The following is a 17096-nucleotide window of genomic DNA, read 5'->3' on the forward strand; positions in this document are numbered from 1 at the left end:
TGGTGTCTCTTCTTGCTACTTGCTGCTTTTCAGGGCGCTACTTGCTGCTTCTTCGGGGGATCGGGCAGCCTGGCGATCGTGCCCTGCGCCAGCGCGCAGAGCTTTTCGATGCCGTCGTTCACCACGAACACCTCGCAGGTGCAGACGGCCTGCGAGCTGCCGGCATGCGCCGTGCGGGCGCGTGCGATCAACCGGTCGCCCAGGGCGGGCCGCACGTAGTTGATCTTGAATTCGGAGGTCACCACCGGCACGCGCAATGCGCTGCCACCGGCGAAGGTGAGCGCGTTGTCGGCCATGTAGCTCACGATGCCGCCGTGGGCAAAGCCGTTTTGCTGCTTCAGCTGCGCGGTGAGCGGCAGCTGAAGCTCGGCCTCGCCCGGCCCGAACGCGTGCAACTCCGCACCGATCAGCGCACTGAACGGCTGCGATGCCAGCACGCGGCGCCCGTAGGCCAGAACGGCTTCGGGCGAGACCTCCTGGTCGTGGCCCAAGCCGGACATGCTTACAAGACCTCGAACACGCCCGCGGCACCCATGCCGCCGCCGATGCACATCGTGACCACGACCTTCTTGGCGCCGCGGCGCTTGCCTTCGATGAGCGCGTGGCCCGTGAGGCGCTGGCCGCTCACGCCGTAGGGGTGGCCCACGGCGATGGCGCCGCCGTTCACGTTCAGGCGGTCGCCCGGAATGCCCAGCTTGTCGCGGCAGTAGATCACTTGCACGGCGAAGGCTTCGTTCAGCTCCCACAGGTCGATGTCGTTGACCGTGAGGCCCAGGCGCTTGAGCACCTTGGGAATGGCGAAGACGGGGCCGATGCCCATCTCGTCGGGTTCGCAGCCGGCCACGGCGAAGCCGAGGAAACGGCCCAGGGGCTTCAGGCCCTTCTGCTCGGCGTACTTCTCGTCAACCACCACGCAGGCACCGCCGCCGTCGGAGAACTGGCTGGCATTGCCGGCCGAGATCACGCCGCCGGGGATGGCCGGGCGGATGCCGCTGATGCCTTCCTTGGTGGTGCCGGGACGAATGCCTTCGTCGTTCTCGATGGTGACTTCCTTGGTGCGCAGGCCCAGCACCGGGTCGGCCACGCCGGCCAGCACGGTGATGGGGGCGATCTCGGCCTTGAACAGGCCCGCTTCCAGCGCGGCGGTCGCGCGCTGCTGGCTTTGCGCGCCGTACTCGTCCATGGCGTCACGGGCGATGTTGTAGCGCTTGGCGACCTGCTCGGCCGTCTGCAGCATGTTCCAGTAGATCTCTGGCTTGTGCTTCACGAGCCACGGGTCGGCCAGCATGTGCTTGTTGGCTTCGTTCTGCACGCACGAGATGCTCTCCACGCCGCCGGCCACATAGACCTCGCCCTCGCCCGCGATGATGCGCTGGGCGGCGGTGGCGATGGTCTGCAGGCCCGACGAGCAGAAGCGGTTGATGGTCATGCCCGACGTGGTGACCGGCAGGCCGGCGCGCAGTGCGATCTGGCGTGCGATGTTGGAGCCGGTCGCGCCTTCGGGCGTGGCGCAACCCATGATGACGTCGTCCACCGAGGCGGGGTCGATGCCGGCGCGCTGCACCGCGTGTTGCACCGCGTGGCCGCCGAGCGTGGCGCCGTGCGTCATGTTGAAGGCACCCTTCCAGCTCTTCGCGAGCGGCGTGCGGGCGGTGGAAACGATGACGGCGCTGGTCATGGTGAGGTCCTTTGAAGATGGAAGGGAAAAGAGGTGGTCGTCATTGCGCCGGAGCAGCGTTGGTGTTGCTCAGGAGCTGGTGATAGAAGCCGATCATCTCGCCGTAGTTCGAGATGGCCAGGCGTTCGTTGTTGCCGTGGATGCGCGCCAGGTCCTCGCCCTTCAGCCGGAACGGCGAGAAGCGGAAGACGGCGTCGCTCACGAGGCTGAAGTGGCGCGAGTCGGTCGCGGCGGTCATGAGGCCGGGGGCCACCACCGCGTCGGGAAAGGTCTGGCGCACGGCCTGCTGGATCGCGCGGTAGCCGGTGCTGTCGGTCGGCGACACCGGCGACGGCTCGGCGTTGCCGGGGTACGGCTTGATCTTGATGTCGTCGTTGGCCAGTTGCTTGCGCAGGTGCGCCTCGGTGCTGGCGAGCGTGTCGCCCGGCAGGATGCGGAAGTTGACGGCGGCCTCGGCGCGGCCGGGCAGCACGTTGTCCTTGTTGCCCGCGCGGATGATCGTCAGCGCGGTGGTCGTGCGCAGCATCGCGTTGCTGCTGGGGCTCTTCTCGAGAATGCCGCGCACCACGGGCTCGGTGAGCCACAGGTTGGACAGCATCACGCGGTTCACGCCGCTCATCTCGGGCGCGAGCGTGCCGAACATCTGGCCGGCAATGCCCTTGATGCCGCCGGGCATCGGGTTGGCCTCGAGCCGCGCGAGCGCCGCGCTCATGCTGCCGATGGCGCTGTGCTGCGGTGGCATCGACGAATGGCCGGGCGCGGTGTCAAGCGACAGGAAAAACGTGCCGTAACCCTTCTCCGCCAGGCCGATGAGCGCCGCCGGCTTGCTCAGGCCCGGCAGCACGCCGTCGAGCACCAGCAGGCCTTCGTCGAGCACCCAGTCCAGGCGCACGTTGCGCGACTTGAGCAGCTCGGCGATGGGCAGCGCGCCACGCAGGCCGCTCACTTCTTCGTCGTCGCCCATCACGAGGTAGACGGTCTGCTTCGGCTTGAAGCCGGCGCCGATGAGCAGCTCGATGGCTTCCATCTGCGCGAAAAGATTGCTCTTGTTGTCGAGCGTGCCGCGGCCCCAGACGAAGCCGTCCTTGATCTCGCCGGCGAAGGGGTCGACCGTCCAGGCCTTCTCGGTGCCCGGGGCGATGGGCACCATGTCCTGGTGCGCCATCAGCGCGACGGGCTTGGCCGAAGGGTCGGTGCCGGTCCAGGTGTAGAGCAGCGCCTTGTTGCCCACCACTTCCTTCTTGAGGGTGGCGTGCACCTTGGGGAACTGCTGCGCCAGGTAGGCGTGCAGCTTGTCGAACTCGGCCGCGTTGGCGGCCGGGTCGTCCATGCCCGACACCGTGCGGAACGTGATGGCTGTCGACAGCCGCTTGGCGGCCGCCTGCAGGTCGATGTCCAGCTTGGGTGCGGGCGCCACCGCCAATTGCTGCGATGGCGTGGTCCAGGTCTTGACCGCCACGACCGCCACCAGCAGCACGATGGCCAGCAGCAGCCCGAGGAAGATGCGTTTCAACATGGGCGGTCTAAATCCTGGTCCTGGTCCTGGTCCTGATTCCGGCTCGGTCTCAGCTGAAGGACTTGCCTTCGGCCACCAGCTTCTGGATCAGCGGCGCGGGCTGCCAGAACTCGGCGTCGTCGCGCGGGTTCTTGGCGAAGCGCTTCATCGTCTCGGCCACGTTGTACAGGCCGACTTGCGATGCGTAGTGCATCGGGCCGCCGCGCCAGATCGGGAAGCCGTAGCCGGTCAGGTACACCATGTCGATGTCGCCCGACTTCGACGCGATGCCGTCTTCCAGGATGTGCGCGCCTTCGTTGACCAGGGCGTACACCAGGCGTTGCACGATTTCCTCGTCGGAAATCTTGCGCGGCGTGATGCCCAGTTCCTTGCGGTGGTCTTCGATCATCTTGTTGACGAGCTCCGACGGAATCGCGTCGCGCTTGCCGGCCTGGTAGTCGTACCACCCTGCCCCGGTCTTCTGGCCGAAGCGGCCCAGCTCGCACAGCTTGTCGGCCGTGCGGCTGTACTTCATGTCGGCGCGTTCGGTGGCGCGGCGCTTGCGGATGGCCCAGCCGATGTCGTTGCCGGCCAGATCGCCCATGCGGAACGGGCCCATGGCAAAGCCGAACTTCTCGACGGCCTTGTCGACCTGCTGCGGCGTGGCGCCTTCGTCCAGCAGGAAGCCGGCCTGGCGCGAGTACTGCTCGATCATGCGGTTGCCGATGAAGCCGTCGCACACGCCCGAGACCACTGCCGTCTTCTTGATCTTCTTGCCGATGGCCATGACCGTGGCCAGCACGTCCTTGCCCGTGGCCTTGCCGCGCACCACTTCGAGCAGCTTCATCACGTTGGCGGGGCTGAAGAAGTGCATGCCGACCACGTCCTGCGGACGGTCGGTGAAGGCGGCGATCTTGTCGACGTCCAGCGTCGAAGTGTTCGAGGCCAGGATCGCGCCCTTCTTGGCGACGCGGTCGAGTTCCTTGAACACTTTTTCTTTCACGCCGAGTTCTTCGAACACGGCTTCGATGATCAGGTCGGCGTCCTTCAGGTCGTCGTAGCTCAGCGTGGTGCTCAGGAGCGCCATGCGTTGCTCGTACTTGTCCTGCTTGAGCTTGCCCTTCTTGACCTGGGCTTCGTAGTTCTTCTTGATGGTGGCCACGCCGCGGTCGAGCGCTTCCTGCTTCATCTCGAGGATCTTCACGGGGATGCCCGCGTTCAGGAAGTTCATCGAGATGCCGCCGCCCATGGTGCCGGCACCGATGACGCCCACGGCCTTGATCTCGCGCTTGGGCGTGTCGTCGGCCACGTCGGGGATCTTGCTCGCGGCGCGCTCGGCCATGAACAGGTGGCGCAGGGCCAGCGATTCGGGCGTGAACATCAGCGAGGTGAAGATGCGGCGCTCTTCGGCCATGCCGGCGTCGAACTTCATCTGGGTGGCAGCCTGCACGGCGTCCACGCATTGCAGCGGTGCCGGGTAGTTCTTCGACATGCCGGCGACCATGTTCTTGGCGAACTGGAAGTAGGCGTCGCCCTGCGGGTGCTTGCACGGCAGGTTGCGCACCAGCGGCAGCGCCTCACCGGTCTTGCCGGCCACGCTCTTGGCGAAGGCCACGGCCTCTTCGAACACCGACTCGGCCGATGCGGCCAGGCGGTCGAACAGCTTCTGGCCGGGCAGGCTCGCGAGCAGTTCGCTCTTCACGGGCTCGCCGCTCACGATCATGTTCAGTGCGGTCTCCACGCCGAGCACGCGCGGCAGGCGCTGCGTGCCGCCGGCGCCGGGAATGAGGCCCAGCTTCACTTCGGGCAGCGCAACGCTGGTGCCCGGTGCGGCAATGCGGTAGTGGCAACCCAGCGCCAGCTCGAGTCCGCCGCCCATGCACACCGAGTGGATGGCCGCGACGATGGGCTTGGCCGAGGCTTCGAGCGCGAGGATCACGCTCAGCAGGTTGGGCTCCTGCAGCGCCTTGGGCGTGCCGAACTCCTTGATGTCCGCGCCGCCCGAGAACGCCTTGCCGGCGCCGGTGATGACGATGGCCTTGACGGCGTCGTCGGCATTGGCCTTGGCCAGGCCATCGGTGATGCCGATGCGCGTCGAGAAACCGAGACCGTTGACCGGAGGGTTGGTCATGGTGATCACGGCGACATCGCCGAGCACTTTGTATTCAGCCGTCATGCTGCGTTCCTTGGTGTGTGAAGAAAAAGAAGAAAAAGCACGAGTGTTCTTTTTCGGGGGATTCTAGGCTTTTGTCGCGTCGCAACAATGGCATGCAGTCGCTGCCGGGACAAGGGGTCCGGGGCACGGCCCGGATCCCCTTGGGGGTATCAGACTTCCAACCATTCCTTGCGAGTGGTCGCGTCGGCGCGCAGGCTGTCGGGCGTGCCGTCGAACACGATGCTGCCGTGGCCCATGACGAGCGCGCGGTCCGAGATCTGCATCGCGATGGTGAGCTTCTGCTCGATCAGCAGCACCGAGATGCCCTTGTCCTTCAGCGTGCGCAGGTACTGCCCCACCAGCTCGACGATCTTGGGCGCAAGGCCTTCGGTCGGCTCGTCGATGATGATCAGGTCGGGGTCGCCCATGAGCGTGCGGCACAGCGTGAGCATCTGCTGCTCGCCGCCCGAGAGCACGCCGGCCTCGGTGTGCTGGCGCTCCTTCAGGCGCGGGAACATGGCGTACATGTCATCGAACTGCCAGCGGCTGCCCTTGCCGCTGCCCTTCTGCCCCAGCAGCAGGTTCTGGTGCACCGTGAGCTTGGGGAAGATGTCGCGGTTCTCGGGCACGTAGCCGATGCCGAAGTGCGCAATTTCGTAGGCCTTGCGCCGCAGGATGTTCTGCCCCTTCCAGTGCAGGCCGCCCTCGGCATGCACCAGGCCCATGATGGCCTTGGCGGTGGTCGAGCGGCCCGAGCCGTTGCGGCCCAGCAGCGCGACGATTTCGCCGGGGTTCACGTCGAACGAGACGCCATGCAGCACATGGCTCTTGCCGTAGTAGGCGTGGATGTCTTTGAGCTTCAGCATGTCAGTGTCCAGCTCCTTGTGCATCGGCCACGGAGGAACCGAGATAAGCCTCTTGCACGCGCGCATTGGCACGCACTGCCGCCGGCGTGTCGAAGGCAATCACCTCGCCGTACACCACCACCGCGATCTTGTCGGCCAGGCCGAACACCACACCCATGTCGTGCTCCACCGTCAGCAGCGTCTTGCCGACCGTGACGTGCTTGATGAGCGAGATGAAGTGCGAGGTCTCGGTCTTGCTCATGCCGGCCGTGGGCTCGTCCAGCAGGATCACGCTGGCGCCGCCCGCAATGGTCACGCCGATCTCGAGCGCGCGCTGCTCGGCATAGGTGAGGTTCACCGCATGCACGTCGCGCTTCTTCTCCAGGCCGATCTGCTTGATGAGCTCTTCGGTGCGCTCGTTGGCGTCGTCCAGGTTCGAGAGGAAGCGCAGGAAGCTGTACTTGTAGCCCAGGCTCCACAGCACGCCGCAGCGCAGGTTCTCGAACACGCTCAGCTTGGGAAAGATGTTGGTGATCTGGAAGCTGCGCGACAGCCCGAGCCGATTGATCTCGTACGGCTGCTTGCCGTCGATGCGCTGGCCGTTCAGCAGCACCTCGCCGCTGGTGGGCGCCAGGCGCCCGCTGATCAGGTTGAACAGCGTGGACTTGCCCGCGCCGTTCGGCCCGATGATGGCGATGCGCTCGCCCGCGTTCACCGCCAGGTCGACCCCGCGGATGATGTCGGTCTTGCCGAAGCTCTTGCGCAGGCCCTTGAGTTCGAGTGAATAGGTCATGCCGTCTCCCGCCGCTTGATCTCGGCTTCGATTTCTTCCTGCGCCTGGCCCCAGACCTTCGCGAAGCGCCTGCGCATCACCTCGAAGATGCCCAGGCCCACCGCCAGCAATGCCACCGCGACGATCCAGCTCGTGGCCGAGGAGGTGTCCAGCTGCAGGCCCGCGAACGCCACCATGGGGCCGAGCGCTGCGTTGAGCTGCATGTGATAGATCATTTCCACGACGGCCGCCGCGCCGGCCAGCATGATGGCCGCGCCGACGAACAGGCCCACGTACAGCAGGTAGAAGCGCTTGATCTTGCCGAACAGCGCCACGCGCACGTTCATCATGATCAGGCTCGCCACGCCGCCGGGGGCGAACATCACCATCAGCAGGAACACCAGGCCCACGTACAGCAGCCAGGCCTTGCTGAGCTCCGACAGCAGCACCAGCGCGAACACCAGCAGCGCCGCGCCGATGATCGGCCCGAAGAAGAAGGTGGCGCCGCCCAGGAAGGTGAACAGCAGGTAGCTGCCCGAGCGCAGCCCGTTCAGGCTGTCAGCCGCGTTCACGATCTCGAAGTTGATGGCCGCCAGCCCGCCGCCGATGCCCGCGAAGAAGCCCGCGATGATGAAGGCGTAGTAGCGCACGCGCTGCGTGTTGTAGCCGATGAACTCCACGCGCTCGGGGTTGTCGCGCACCGCGTTCAGCATGCGGCCCAGCGGCGTGCCGGTGAAGGCGAACATCAGCGCGGTGCAGATGAAGCAGTACACGGCGATCAGGTAGTACACCTGGTTCTGCGGCCCGAAGGTGATGCCGAAGAACGAGGTGCCGTACACGCGGTTGGTGGTGATGCCGCCCTCGCCGCCGAAGAAGCTCGGGAACATCAGCGCCATGGCCGCGACCAGCTCGCCCAGGCCGAGCGTGATCATCGCGAAGGTGGTGCCCGACTTCTTGGTCGACACGTAGCCGAAGATCACGGCGAAGAACAGGCCGCCCAGCCCGCCCACGAGCGGAATGAGCACCAGCGGGATCGGCAGCTGGCCGGCGCTGGCCATGTTCATCGCGTGGATGGCGATGAACGAGCCCAGCCCGACGTACACCGCATGCCCGAAGCTGAGCATGCCGCCCTGCCCCAGCAGGATGTTGTAGCTCAGGCAGATGATGATCAGGTAGCCGATCTGCGACAGCATGGTGAGCGCCAGGCTGCTCTTGAAGAGCATCGGCGCCACGATCAGCAGCAGCGCGAACAGCGACCAGATCAGGATGCGGCCGATGTTCAGCGGCTTGAACCGGTAGTACCGGGTCGGCGCCTTGGCCGGCGCGGCCGGCGTGGTGGTGGTTGCAGTGGTCATGGCGTCAGTCCTCCCGCGTGCCGAGAAGACCCTTGGGCCTGAAGATGAGGATCAGCACCAGGAACAGATACGGCAGGATGGGCGCGACCTGCGAGATGGTGAGCTTGAGCAGTTCGTAGCCGAAGGTCTGGTCGGTCACCGCCATGCCCAGCGCCTGCAGGCCGGTCGCCAGCGACTGGTCCATGGCCACGGCGAAGGTCTGCACCACGCCGATGATCAGCGAGGCCAGGAAGGCGCCCGCCAGCGAACCCATGCCGCCGACCACCACCACCACGAAGATGATGGAGCCGACCGAGCCCGCCATGGCCGGCTCGGTGACGTAGGTGTTGCCGCCGACCACGCCGGCCAGCCCGGCCAGCGCGGCGCCGCCGCCGAACACCAGCATGAACACGCGCGGCACGTTGTGGCCCAGCGCCTCGACCATGTCGGGGTGCTTCAGCGCCGCCTGGATCACCAGGCCGATGCGCGTGCGCGTGAGCAGCAGCCACACCGACACCAGCATCAGCACCGCCACCAGCATGATGAACGAGCGCGACTTGGGGAACTGCGTGCCGTAGAGCGTGAAGAGCGGGCCCTGCAGCGCCTGCGGCAGGCCGTAAGGTACCGTGGAGCGGCCCCACACCAGCTGCACCAGCTCCAGGATGAGGTAGGAAAGACCGAAGGTCACCAGCAACTCCGGCACATGGCCGAACTTGTGCACGCGCCGCAGGCAGTAGCGCTCGAACGCCGCGCCCAGCGCGAACACGAGCAAGGGTGCGATGAAGAGCGCCGGCCAGAAGCCGACGACGTTCGACAGCGTGTAGGCAAAGTAGGCGCCCAGCATGTAGAAGCTGGCATGCGCGAAGTTGAGCACGCCCATCATGCTGAAGATCAGCGTGAGGCCGGAGCTCAACATGAACAACAGCAAGCCGTAGCTCACGCCGTTGAGCAGCGAGATGACGAAGAATTCGACGTTCATCGGTCTTTCGTGTCAGGTGAAAAAAGAAAAAGGCCCGAGTGTTGAAGTCGGGCCTCGACCGCGTGGGTGTGTTCCCGGACTCAGGACGGACGCTTCATCTGGCAGGAGGTGGGCGTGCTCGCCACGTAGGCGTCGTAGAACTTCACGGGCGCCAGCGTGTAGCCGGTGTTCTCCGGGCTGTACGGGTACTTGGCGCTGGCCTTTTCCCACTTGGTGATGTACAGGCCCTGCTGCAGCTGGTGGTCGGTCTTGCGCAGCTCGACGTCGCCGTTGAAGCTCTTGAACTTCAGGCCTTCCATGGCGGCCGCCACCTTCACGGGGTCGGTCGACTTGGTCTTCACGAAGGCCTCGGTGAGCGCCTGGAACACGGTGTACACGTCGGTGGTGTAGAGGTCGTCGTTGAACTTCTTCTTGAAGTCCTCGGCGTACTTCTGCATGTCGCCGCCCATGTTGTAGTGGGCGTAGCCGACCTGGTACACCTTGCCGTCGGACGCCGAGCCCATGGCGGTCGGCGTGCCGGTGGTCACGGCGTAGTAGGTGTAGAACTTGACGTTCAGGCCCGAGTCGTTGGCCGCCTTGATCAGCAGCGCCAGGTCGGAGCCCCAGTTGCCGGTGATGACGGTGTCGGCGCCCGAGGCCTTGATCTTGGCGATGTAGGGCGCGAAGTCGCGCACCTGGGCCAGCGGATGCAGGTCGTCGCCGACGATCTGGATGTCGGGGCGCTTGTGCTTCAGGTCTTCCTTGGCGAACTTGGAGACCTGCTGGCCGTGCGCATAGTTCTGGCCGATGATGTAGACCTTCTTGATCTCCGGCTGGTCCTTCATGTAGGTGGTCAGCGCTTCCATCTTCATCGACGTGTCGGCGTCGAAGCGGTACTGCCAGTAGCTGCACTTGCTGTTGGTCAGGTCGGGGTCGACCGCCGCGTAGTTCAGGTACAGCGCTTCCTTGCCGGGGTTGCGCGCGTTGTTCTTCTCCAGCGCGTCGATGATGGCCAGCGCAGGGCCGGAGCCGTTGCCCTGCACGATGTAGCGCGCGCCCTGGTCGAGGGCCGAGCGCAGCGCGCTGGTGGTTTCCTGCGGGCTGAGCTTGTTGTCGATGCCGATGATCTCGAACTTCACGCCGGCCGCGTTCTTCTTGTTGAACTCTTCGGCGAAGAACTGGAAGGTCTTGAGCTGGTTCGTGCCGACCGCGGCCATGAGGCCGGAGAGCGGGTCGAGCCATGCGATCTTGACGGTTTCACCCTTCTGGGCGAGAGCACCGGTGGCGGTGGCCGCGATGACGGCCGCGGCAGCGATTTTCAGAGCGAAATTCAATCTATATCTCCTGGTCAAACCGAATCAGAACCGAATCAAAATCCTGCACGAGCGTACAAGCCTTTGGTGCCCCTCTCCTCAGGGAATGCCCGTAAGAAGGGGCCCCGAAGGCCCGTTTCTATCGCCCATGCGACACCGCTTTTTCACCGGCTTGCTACCCGCGGGTAGATCGCTGCTACCGGCGGGTAGGAAGCATGCGAAAAAGCGTGAACAAATACCGCCCGCAAGCCCTGGAAGTCCCCGGGCCTCAGGTGGTCAGGGACGCTTCATCTGGCACGACGTGGGCGTGCTCGCCACGTACGACTCGTAGTACTTCACGGGCACGTTCGTGTAGCCGGTGTTCTCGGCGTCGTAGGGGTACTTGGCGCTGGCCTTTTCCCAGCGGGAGATATAGAGGCCCTGCTGCAGCTGGTGGTCGGTCTTGCGCATCTCGACCTCGCCGTTGAAGCTCTTGATCTTCATGCCTTCCAGCGCCGCGGCCACCTTCACGGGGTCGGTCGACTTGGTCTTGGCGAAGGCCGCGTCCAGCAGCGCGAACACGTGGTAGATCGAGGCCTGCGTCAGGTCGTCGTTCATGCGCTTCTTGTAGCCGTTGAGCAGCTGCTGAATCTCGCCGCCCATGTTGTAGTGGGCGTAGGCCACGGTGTAGACCTTGCCGTCGGACGTGGCGCCCATGGCCGTGGGGGTGCCGGCGCCCGGCGCGTAGTAGGTCAGGAACTTGACGTTCAGGCCCGAGTCGTTGGCCGCCTTGATGAGCAGCGACAGGTCGGAGCCCCAGTTGCCGGTAATGACCGTGTCGGCGCCCGAGGCCTTGATCTTGGCGATGTACGGCGAGAAGTCGCGCACCTGCGCGAGCGGGTGCAGGTCTTCGCCCACGACCTGGATGTCGGGGCGCTTGGCCTTCAGGTCTTCCTTGGCGTACTTGGCCACCTGCACGCCGTGGGCGTAGTTCTGGCCAAGCAGGTAGACCTTCTTGATGTCGGGCTGGTCCTTCATCCAGGTGGTGAGCGCCTCCATCTTCATGGAGGTGTCGGCGTCCACCCGGAAGTGCCAGTAGCTGCACTTGCTGTTAGTCAGGTCGGGGTCGACCGCCGCATAGTTCATGAACAGCAACTCCTTGCCGGGGTTGCGCGAGTTGTTCTTCTCGATGGCGTCGATGATCGCCAGCGCCGGGCCCGAGCCGTTGCCCTGCATGATGTAACGCGCGCCCTGGTCCTGCGCGGAACGCAGCGCGGCGGTGGTCTCCTGCGGGCTGAGCTTGTTGTCGATGCCGATGATCTCGAACTTCACGCCCGACTGGTTCTTCTTGTTGAACTCTTCAGCAAGGAATTGCGTGGTCTTGAGCTGGTTGGTGCCGACCGCGGCCATGAGGCCCGAAAGCGGGTCGAGCCAGGCGACTTTGACGGTCTCGCCTTTTTGAGCGAATGCGGCGGCGGCGCTCACCAACATTACGCAGGCAGCTACTGACTTGATAGCAAATTGCATGAAGAGTCTCCAGTTTTTGAATGGCGGGATCGCAGCGTACAAGCGCCCTTTTTTTCACCGCACAGGGATTGCCCGGAAGGAAGGCCGCCGAGGCGGCTTTCCTATCGCGTGCGCGACAGTGCGGCAGGGCTTTGCCTGTGGGTTCAGGGGGTGGTGGTGGGAAGCTTGTAGTCCTTGAGCAGCTCGCGCAGCTTGGTCTTCAGGATCTTTCCGGTGGCGCCGATCGGAATGGCGTCGACGAACACCACGTCATCGGGGATCTGCCACTTGGCGGTCTTGCCTTCGTAGAACTTCAGCAGTTCTTCTCGGGTGACCTCGCCGCCGGGCTTCTTGGCCACGGCGATGATCGGGCGCTCGTCCCACTTGGGGTGGAACACGCCGATGCATGCGGCCATGGCCACGCCAGGGTGCGCGACGGCGATGTTCTCGATCTCGATGGAGCTGATCCACTCGCCGCCGGACTTGATCACGTCCTTGCTGCGGTCGGTGATCTGCAGGTAGCCCTCGGCGTCGATGGTGGCCACGTCGCCGGTGGGGAACCAGCCGCGGTTCTGCGCATCGGCAACGAGCGGGTTGCCGCCCTCGCCCTTGAAGTATTCCTTCACGATCCACGGGCCCTTGACCAGCAGGTCGCCGTAGGCCTTGCCGTCCCACGGCAGCTCGTTGCCCTCGCCGTCGACGATCTTCATGTCGACGCCGAAGATGGCGCGGCCCTGCTTCATGCGGATCTGCAGCTGCGCATCGGCCGGCAGCGACAGGTGCTTGTTCTTCAGCGTGCACAGCGTGCCCAGCGGGCTCATCTCGGTCATGCCCCAGGCATGCAGCACCTCGACGTTGTAGAGCGCCTGGAACGCCGTGATCATGGCCGGCGGGCAGGCCGAGCCGCCGATCACCGTGCGGTTGAGCTTGCTGAACTTCAGGCCGTTGGCCTGCATGTGGCCCAGCAGCATCTGCCACACGGTGGGCACGCCGGCCGCAAACGTCACGCCTTCGGCCTCGATCAGCTCGTACACCGACTTGCCGTCCAGCGCCGGGCCCGGGAACACCACCTTGCAGCCCACCAGCGCCGCCGAATACGGAATGCCCCACGCGTTGACGTGGAACATCGGCACCACCGGCAGCACCGAATCCTGTGCCGACAGGCGCATGACGTCGGGCAGCGCGGCGGCGTACGCGTGCAGCAGCGTGGAACGGTGGCTGTACAGCGCGGCCTTGGGGTTGCCCGTGGTGCCGCTCGTGTAGCACATGCTCGAGGCCGAGTTCTCGTCGAAGCTGGGCCAGTCGTAGTCGGTGGACTGCGAACCCATCCAGCTCTCGTAGCTCACCAGGTTGGGCACGCCGCTGTCGGCGGGCAGCTTGTCGGCGTCGCACAGCGCCACCCACTTGCGGATCGTGGGGCACTTGGCATGCACCGCCTGCACCAGCGGCAGGAAGCTCAGGTCGAAGCACAGGATCTGGTCTTCGGCGTGGTTGGCGATCCACGCGATCTGGTCGGGGTGCAGGCGCGGGTTGATGGTGTGCAGCACGCGGCCGCTGCCGCTCACGCCGTAGTACAGCTCCAGGTGGCGGTAGCCGTTCCAGGCCAGCGTGGCGATGCGGTCGCTGAACAGCAGTTGCTCGCCGTCCAGCGCATTGGCCACCTGCCTGGCGCGCGATGCGATGTCGCGCCACGTGCAGCGGTGGATATCGCCTTCGACACGGCGCGAGACGATCTCGCCGTCGCCGTTGTGGCGCTCGACGAACTCGATCAGCGATGAGATCAAAAGCGGTTGGTCTTGCATCAAACCCAGCATCTACGGACTCCTAAAAGAAATGACTTCATGAAAACTTGGCGATCAAAGGATTCACGCAAGCTTCGGCCACTTCCACAATGACACAAACCCGCACTGCACGATTGAACGAAGCGGCTCACTCCACGCCGTTTTTCAGCGTCGTGAGGGTGGCGTCGAACAACAGCTTCGACGGCCACGGCGCCCAGGTTGCACCAAGTTCGGGCGTATTCGGGTCGCCATTGCGCATGAACGCGCCCACGCTCGCCATGACCGCGGCCGACAGCGCCAGGCGCCCCTTCTCGTTGGCCTTGCCGCCGATGGTGTTCGACAGCACCGACGGACCGAAATTGCCGAACACGAACGGCAGGTCGAACGCATGCGCGGCGCCGTACACCTCGTTCCACGGGTACGCCTCCTGCGCCCAGTCGAGCCGGTAGCTCCACAGGTTGGACTGGCGCGTCTTCATGGTGTCGAGCAGGTTGTCGCGGTTGGCCTCGAACAGCAGCTTGGTGATGAGCCGGGTCTTGGCGTTGTAGCCCGTGACGGCCGTATCTACCGGCAGGTAGGACGTGTCGATGATGTCGGCCGAGGTCAGCGGCTGCGCGGCGGCGTCGGGGTCGAAGTTCATCATCAGCGTGAGGCGCTTGGCGTCGTCGATCTTCCAGCCGGGCGCGCCTCCGAACAGCGGCAGCAGCGAGGCGAAGAGCTTGCCCTCGTCGCGCGTGTTGCCGGCGATGGTGGGCACCTTGACGTACTTGTCGGCCGCAATGGCGTCGATCGGGTTGGCGGGGATCACCGTGCCGTCGGGAATGGGCGCGACCGAGCTCAGGTTGGCGGCCAGCACCGTCTTCAGCAGCGCCCCGCCCTCCTTCGAGCGCATGTAGTCGGAAATCTGCGCCGGCGTGCGCGTGCCGATGTAGGCGGCGGCCGCCGGCGCGTCGGGCACGGTGCCGTCGGCCACCAGCAGGCTCTTCAGGATGGCGTCGCCCTGCGCCAGCGACACCGAGGCCGGGCTGAGCGCGGGCTGGGCGCCGGGCTTGCCGACGAGGTTGCTCGCCAGCGAGATGCCGCCGCTCATTTCGATGGCCTTGTGGAACAGGCCCTTGGCCATCGGCGAAGTCATGATCGCCAGCAGGTTGGTGGCGCCGGCCGACTCGCCCGACAGCGTGACGTTGCCGGGGTCGCCGCCGAAGGTGGCCACGTTGTTCTGGATGTAGCGCAGCGCCGCCATGTTGTCGAGCAGCGCGAAGTTGCCCGAGTCGTCGCCGGCGGTGCCGCCGGGGCGCAGCTGCGGCACGTTCAGGAAGCCCAGCACGCCGAGCCGGTAGCTGGCGGTGATGACCACCGCGTTGGCGGCCTTGGCCAGCTTGGCTCCGTCGTACAGCGGGTCGGCCGTGTAACCCGAAATGTTGCTGCCGCCGTGGATGAACAGCAGCACCGGCAGGTTCTTGTCGGTGGTGGCCGGTCGCCAGACGTTCACGAACAGGCAGTCTTCGCTGCCCAGCGGCTGGCCCAGCGTGGAGACGATGGTGGCGTCATAGGTGTTGTTGGAACCCGGCCCGAAGACGCGGCCGATCTGCAGGCAGGCGGCGCCGAAGGTCTTGGCCGGGCGGATGTCGCTCCAGGCGTCGGGCTCCACCGGCGCGCGCCAGCGCAGGCTGCCGGCCGGCGCCTTGGCGAAAGGAACGCCCTTCCAGAAATAGGTGCCCGAGCCCGCGCTGTCGTCCACGCCTTCGATCTTGCCGGCCGTGGTCTGGCGCACCATGGGGCCGTCGGCCACGGGTTGCGGGGGAGGCACGGGCGCCGGTGCGGGCGCACCCGGCACGAACGCAAAGCCGGACCCTCCGGACGATCCGCCGCCGCAGGCCGCGAGCGCGGCAAGGGCCGCCGCGGCTGTCGCGATTGCAATGGCCCTGGCCACCGCGGTCTTTCTCGCCGCGCCCTGGTCTTGTGTTGTCTCGATCTTCTTCATGTTTTGTCTCCACACCGGGTTAATCGGAATTCCTGGCTCGGTGCGCGGCGCCCATACTGGCGAGCGCCGCGCACCGAAAAATTCTAGAAACCGGCGCTGTTTTCACCGCTATCGCAAGCGAGCCAATTCAATGACTTCAGAAGCCTCCATGCCACGTCATCCGCGCCGGCTGCAGCGCCGTTCGGGTTGCGTGTCGCAGCCGGAGCTGCACACCAGCTCGGCCGCGTGGCTGGAGGGTGTGCTGTCGATGTTCGAGGCCGAGGGGCTGGACGTGCCTTCGCTGCTGCGCGACGCGGGCTTCGACCCCGACTCGCTGCACCGGCAGAACGCGCGCATCCCGGTCGACGAGATCACGGTGATGTGGCAACTGGCCGTGGCGCGCGCCGGGCGGCCCACGCTGGGCCTGCACCGCGACTTCGCCTCCACCTACAGCAAGCTGGGCACGGTGGGCCACGCCATGGCGTGCAGCCCCGACCTGGGCGCGGCGCTCGCGCGGCTGGCGCGCTACATGGCGGTGATCTCGGACGCGACCGCGTTCTCGCTCGCGCACGACGCGCGCGGCTGCTGGCTCGTGATGGAACACACCGGCGGCGCCCTGCCCATTCCGCGCCAGCGCGTGGAATACGCGCTGCTCACCACGCTCGTGCAATGCCAATGGCTCACGCGGCGCGAGCTGCATCCGCTGGCCATGGAGTTCGTCTACGCCGCGCCGGCCGACGACCACCTGCACCGCGAAGCCTTCGGCTGCGACGTGCGTTTCAACGCAACGGCCAACCGCATGCTGATCTCGGCCGCCGACCTGGCGATGCCGCTGCCCACCCACCACCCCGTGCTGGGCGAGATGCAGGAGCACCTGCTCGACGACCAGCTGGACCTGCTGGGCCAGACCACCACCAGCACGCTGGTGTGCGCCGAGATTGCGCGGCGCCTGCAGCACGGCGAGCCGCGCCGGCAGGACGTGGCCTCGGGCCTCGGGCTGGCCGAGCGCACCTTGCAGCGGCGGCTGCAGGAAGAGTCGGTGTCTTTCCAGGCGCTGCTCGACCGCACCCGGCGCGAACTGGCGCAGCAGTACCTGGCGCAAGACCGCCACACGCTGACCGATGTGGCGGACATGCTGGGCTTCGTGGACAGCAGCAACTTCTTTCGCGCCTGCAAGCGCTGGTTCGGCGTGCCGCCGGCGCAGTACCGGGCGCGCATCTGGGACGGGCCGGCCCGCCTGGCCGCCTGACCGCCCTCTCCCCTCGTCCCCTCGTCCCCTCCCCCCTTCCAGCCCGCTCCCCGGGCCCGATGGCCCGC

Annotated in this window: 13 protein-coding genes; 1 reads left to right on the forward strand and 12 read right to left on the reverse strand. The window is 65.9% G+C overall.

Annotated features, from left to right (window positions below; translation table 11 throughout):
- Positions 1–29: 29 nt before the first annotated feature.
- The 12 genes from BM004_RS13245 to BM004_RS13300 form a co-directional block, all read right to left on the reverse strand.
- Positions 30–500 (reverse strand): PaaI family thioesterase, encoded by a 471-nt coding sequence (locus BM004_RS13245; RefSeq protein WP_093121635.1) that lies wholly within the window; start codon positions 498–500, stop codon positions 30–32.
- Between the two features lie 2 nt (positions 501–502).
- A complete protein-coding gene (locus tag BM004_RS13250) occupies positions 503–1678 on the reverse strand; it encodes an acetyl-CoA C-acyltransferase (RefSeq protein WP_093121633.1) in 1176 nt (391 codons plus the stop codon).
- Between the two features lie 40 nt (positions 1679–1718).
- Positions 1719–3194 carry a M20 family peptidase gene (locus tag BM004_RS13255; protein WP_093213882.1) on the reverse strand — a complete coding sequence of 492 codons (1476 nt, stop codon included), beginning with the start codon at positions 3192–3194 and terminating at the stop codon, positions 1719–1721.
- 49 nt (positions 3195–3243) lie between these two features.
- Positions 3244–5349, reverse strand: coding sequence for a 3-hydroxyacyl-CoA dehydrogenase NAD-binding domain-containing protein (locus BM004_RS13260; RefSeq protein WP_093121627.1), 2106 nt, complete (start codon positions 5347–5349; stop codon positions 3244–3246).
- 149 nt (positions 5350–5498) lie between these two features.
- Positions 5499–6194, reverse strand: coding sequence for an ABC transporter ATP-binding protein (locus BM004_RS13265; protein ID WP_093213885.1), 696 nt, complete (start codon positions 6192–6194; stop codon positions 5499–5501).
- 1 nt (position 6195) lies between these two features.
- Positions 6196–6966, reverse strand: a complete 771-nt coding sequence (locus BM004_RS13270) for an ABC transporter ATP-binding protein (RefSeq protein ID WP_093121622.1) — start codon at positions 6964–6966, stop codon at positions 6196–6198.
- Positions 6963–8300 (reverse strand): branched-chain amino acid ABC transporter permease, encoded by a 1338-nt coding sequence (locus tag BM004_RS13275; protein WP_093213888.1) that lies wholly within the window; start codon positions 8298–8300, stop codon positions 6963–6965. Before BM004_RS13275 ends, BM004_RS13270 begins: the two co-directional genes overlap by 4 nt.
- Before the next feature lie 4 nt (positions 8301–8304).
- A complete protein-coding gene (locus tag BM004_RS13280; protein ID WP_093121617.1) occupies positions 8305–9258 on the reverse strand; it encodes a branched-chain amino acid ABC transporter permease in 954 nt (317 codons plus the stop codon).
- Positions 9259–9338: 80 nt separating this feature from the next.
- Positions 9339–10571: a branched-chain amino acid ABC transporter substrate-binding protein gene (locus BM004_RS13285; protein WP_093121614.1), complete on the reverse strand. Its 1233-nt coding sequence runs from the start codon at positions 10569–10571 to the stop codon at positions 9339–9341.
- Positions 10572–10826: 255 nt separating this feature from the next.
- The gene (locus tag BM004_RS13290; protein ID WP_093121611.1) at positions 10827–12056 is read right to left on the reverse strand and encodes a branched-chain amino acid ABC transporter substrate-binding protein; all 1230 of its coding nucleotides are present in this window, start codon (positions 12054–12056) and stop codon (positions 10827–10829) included.
- Positions 12057–12199: 143 nt separating this feature from the next.
- A complete protein-coding gene (locus BM004_RS13295) occupies positions 12200–13849 on the reverse strand; it encodes a 3-(methylthio)propionyl-CoA ligase (protein ID WP_093121608.1) in 1650 nt (549 codons plus the stop codon).
- 115 nt (positions 13850–13964) lie between these two features.
- Entirely contained in the window at positions 13965–15800 is a 1836-nt protein-coding gene (locus BM004_RS13300; protein WP_093213892.1) for a carboxylesterase/lipase family protein, read from the reverse strand.
- A 148-nt stretch (positions 15801–15948) separates the two neighbouring features.
- On the opposite strand from BM004_RS13300, the gene BM004_RS13305 reads away from it, so the two are divergent.
- Positions 15949–17028 carry an AraC family transcriptional regulator gene (locus BM004_RS13305; protein ID WP_093121603.1) on the forward strand — a complete coding sequence of 360 codons (1080 nt, stop codon included), beginning with the start codon at positions 15949–15951 and terminating at the stop codon, positions 17026–17028.
- The last annotated feature ends 68 nt before the right edge of the window (positions 17029–17096 follow it).

The organism is Variovorax sp. OK212 (assembly GCF_900112425.1).
Taxonomy (GTDB): Bacteria; Pseudomonadota; Gammaproteobacteria; order Burkholderiales; family Burkholderiaceae_C; genus Variovorax.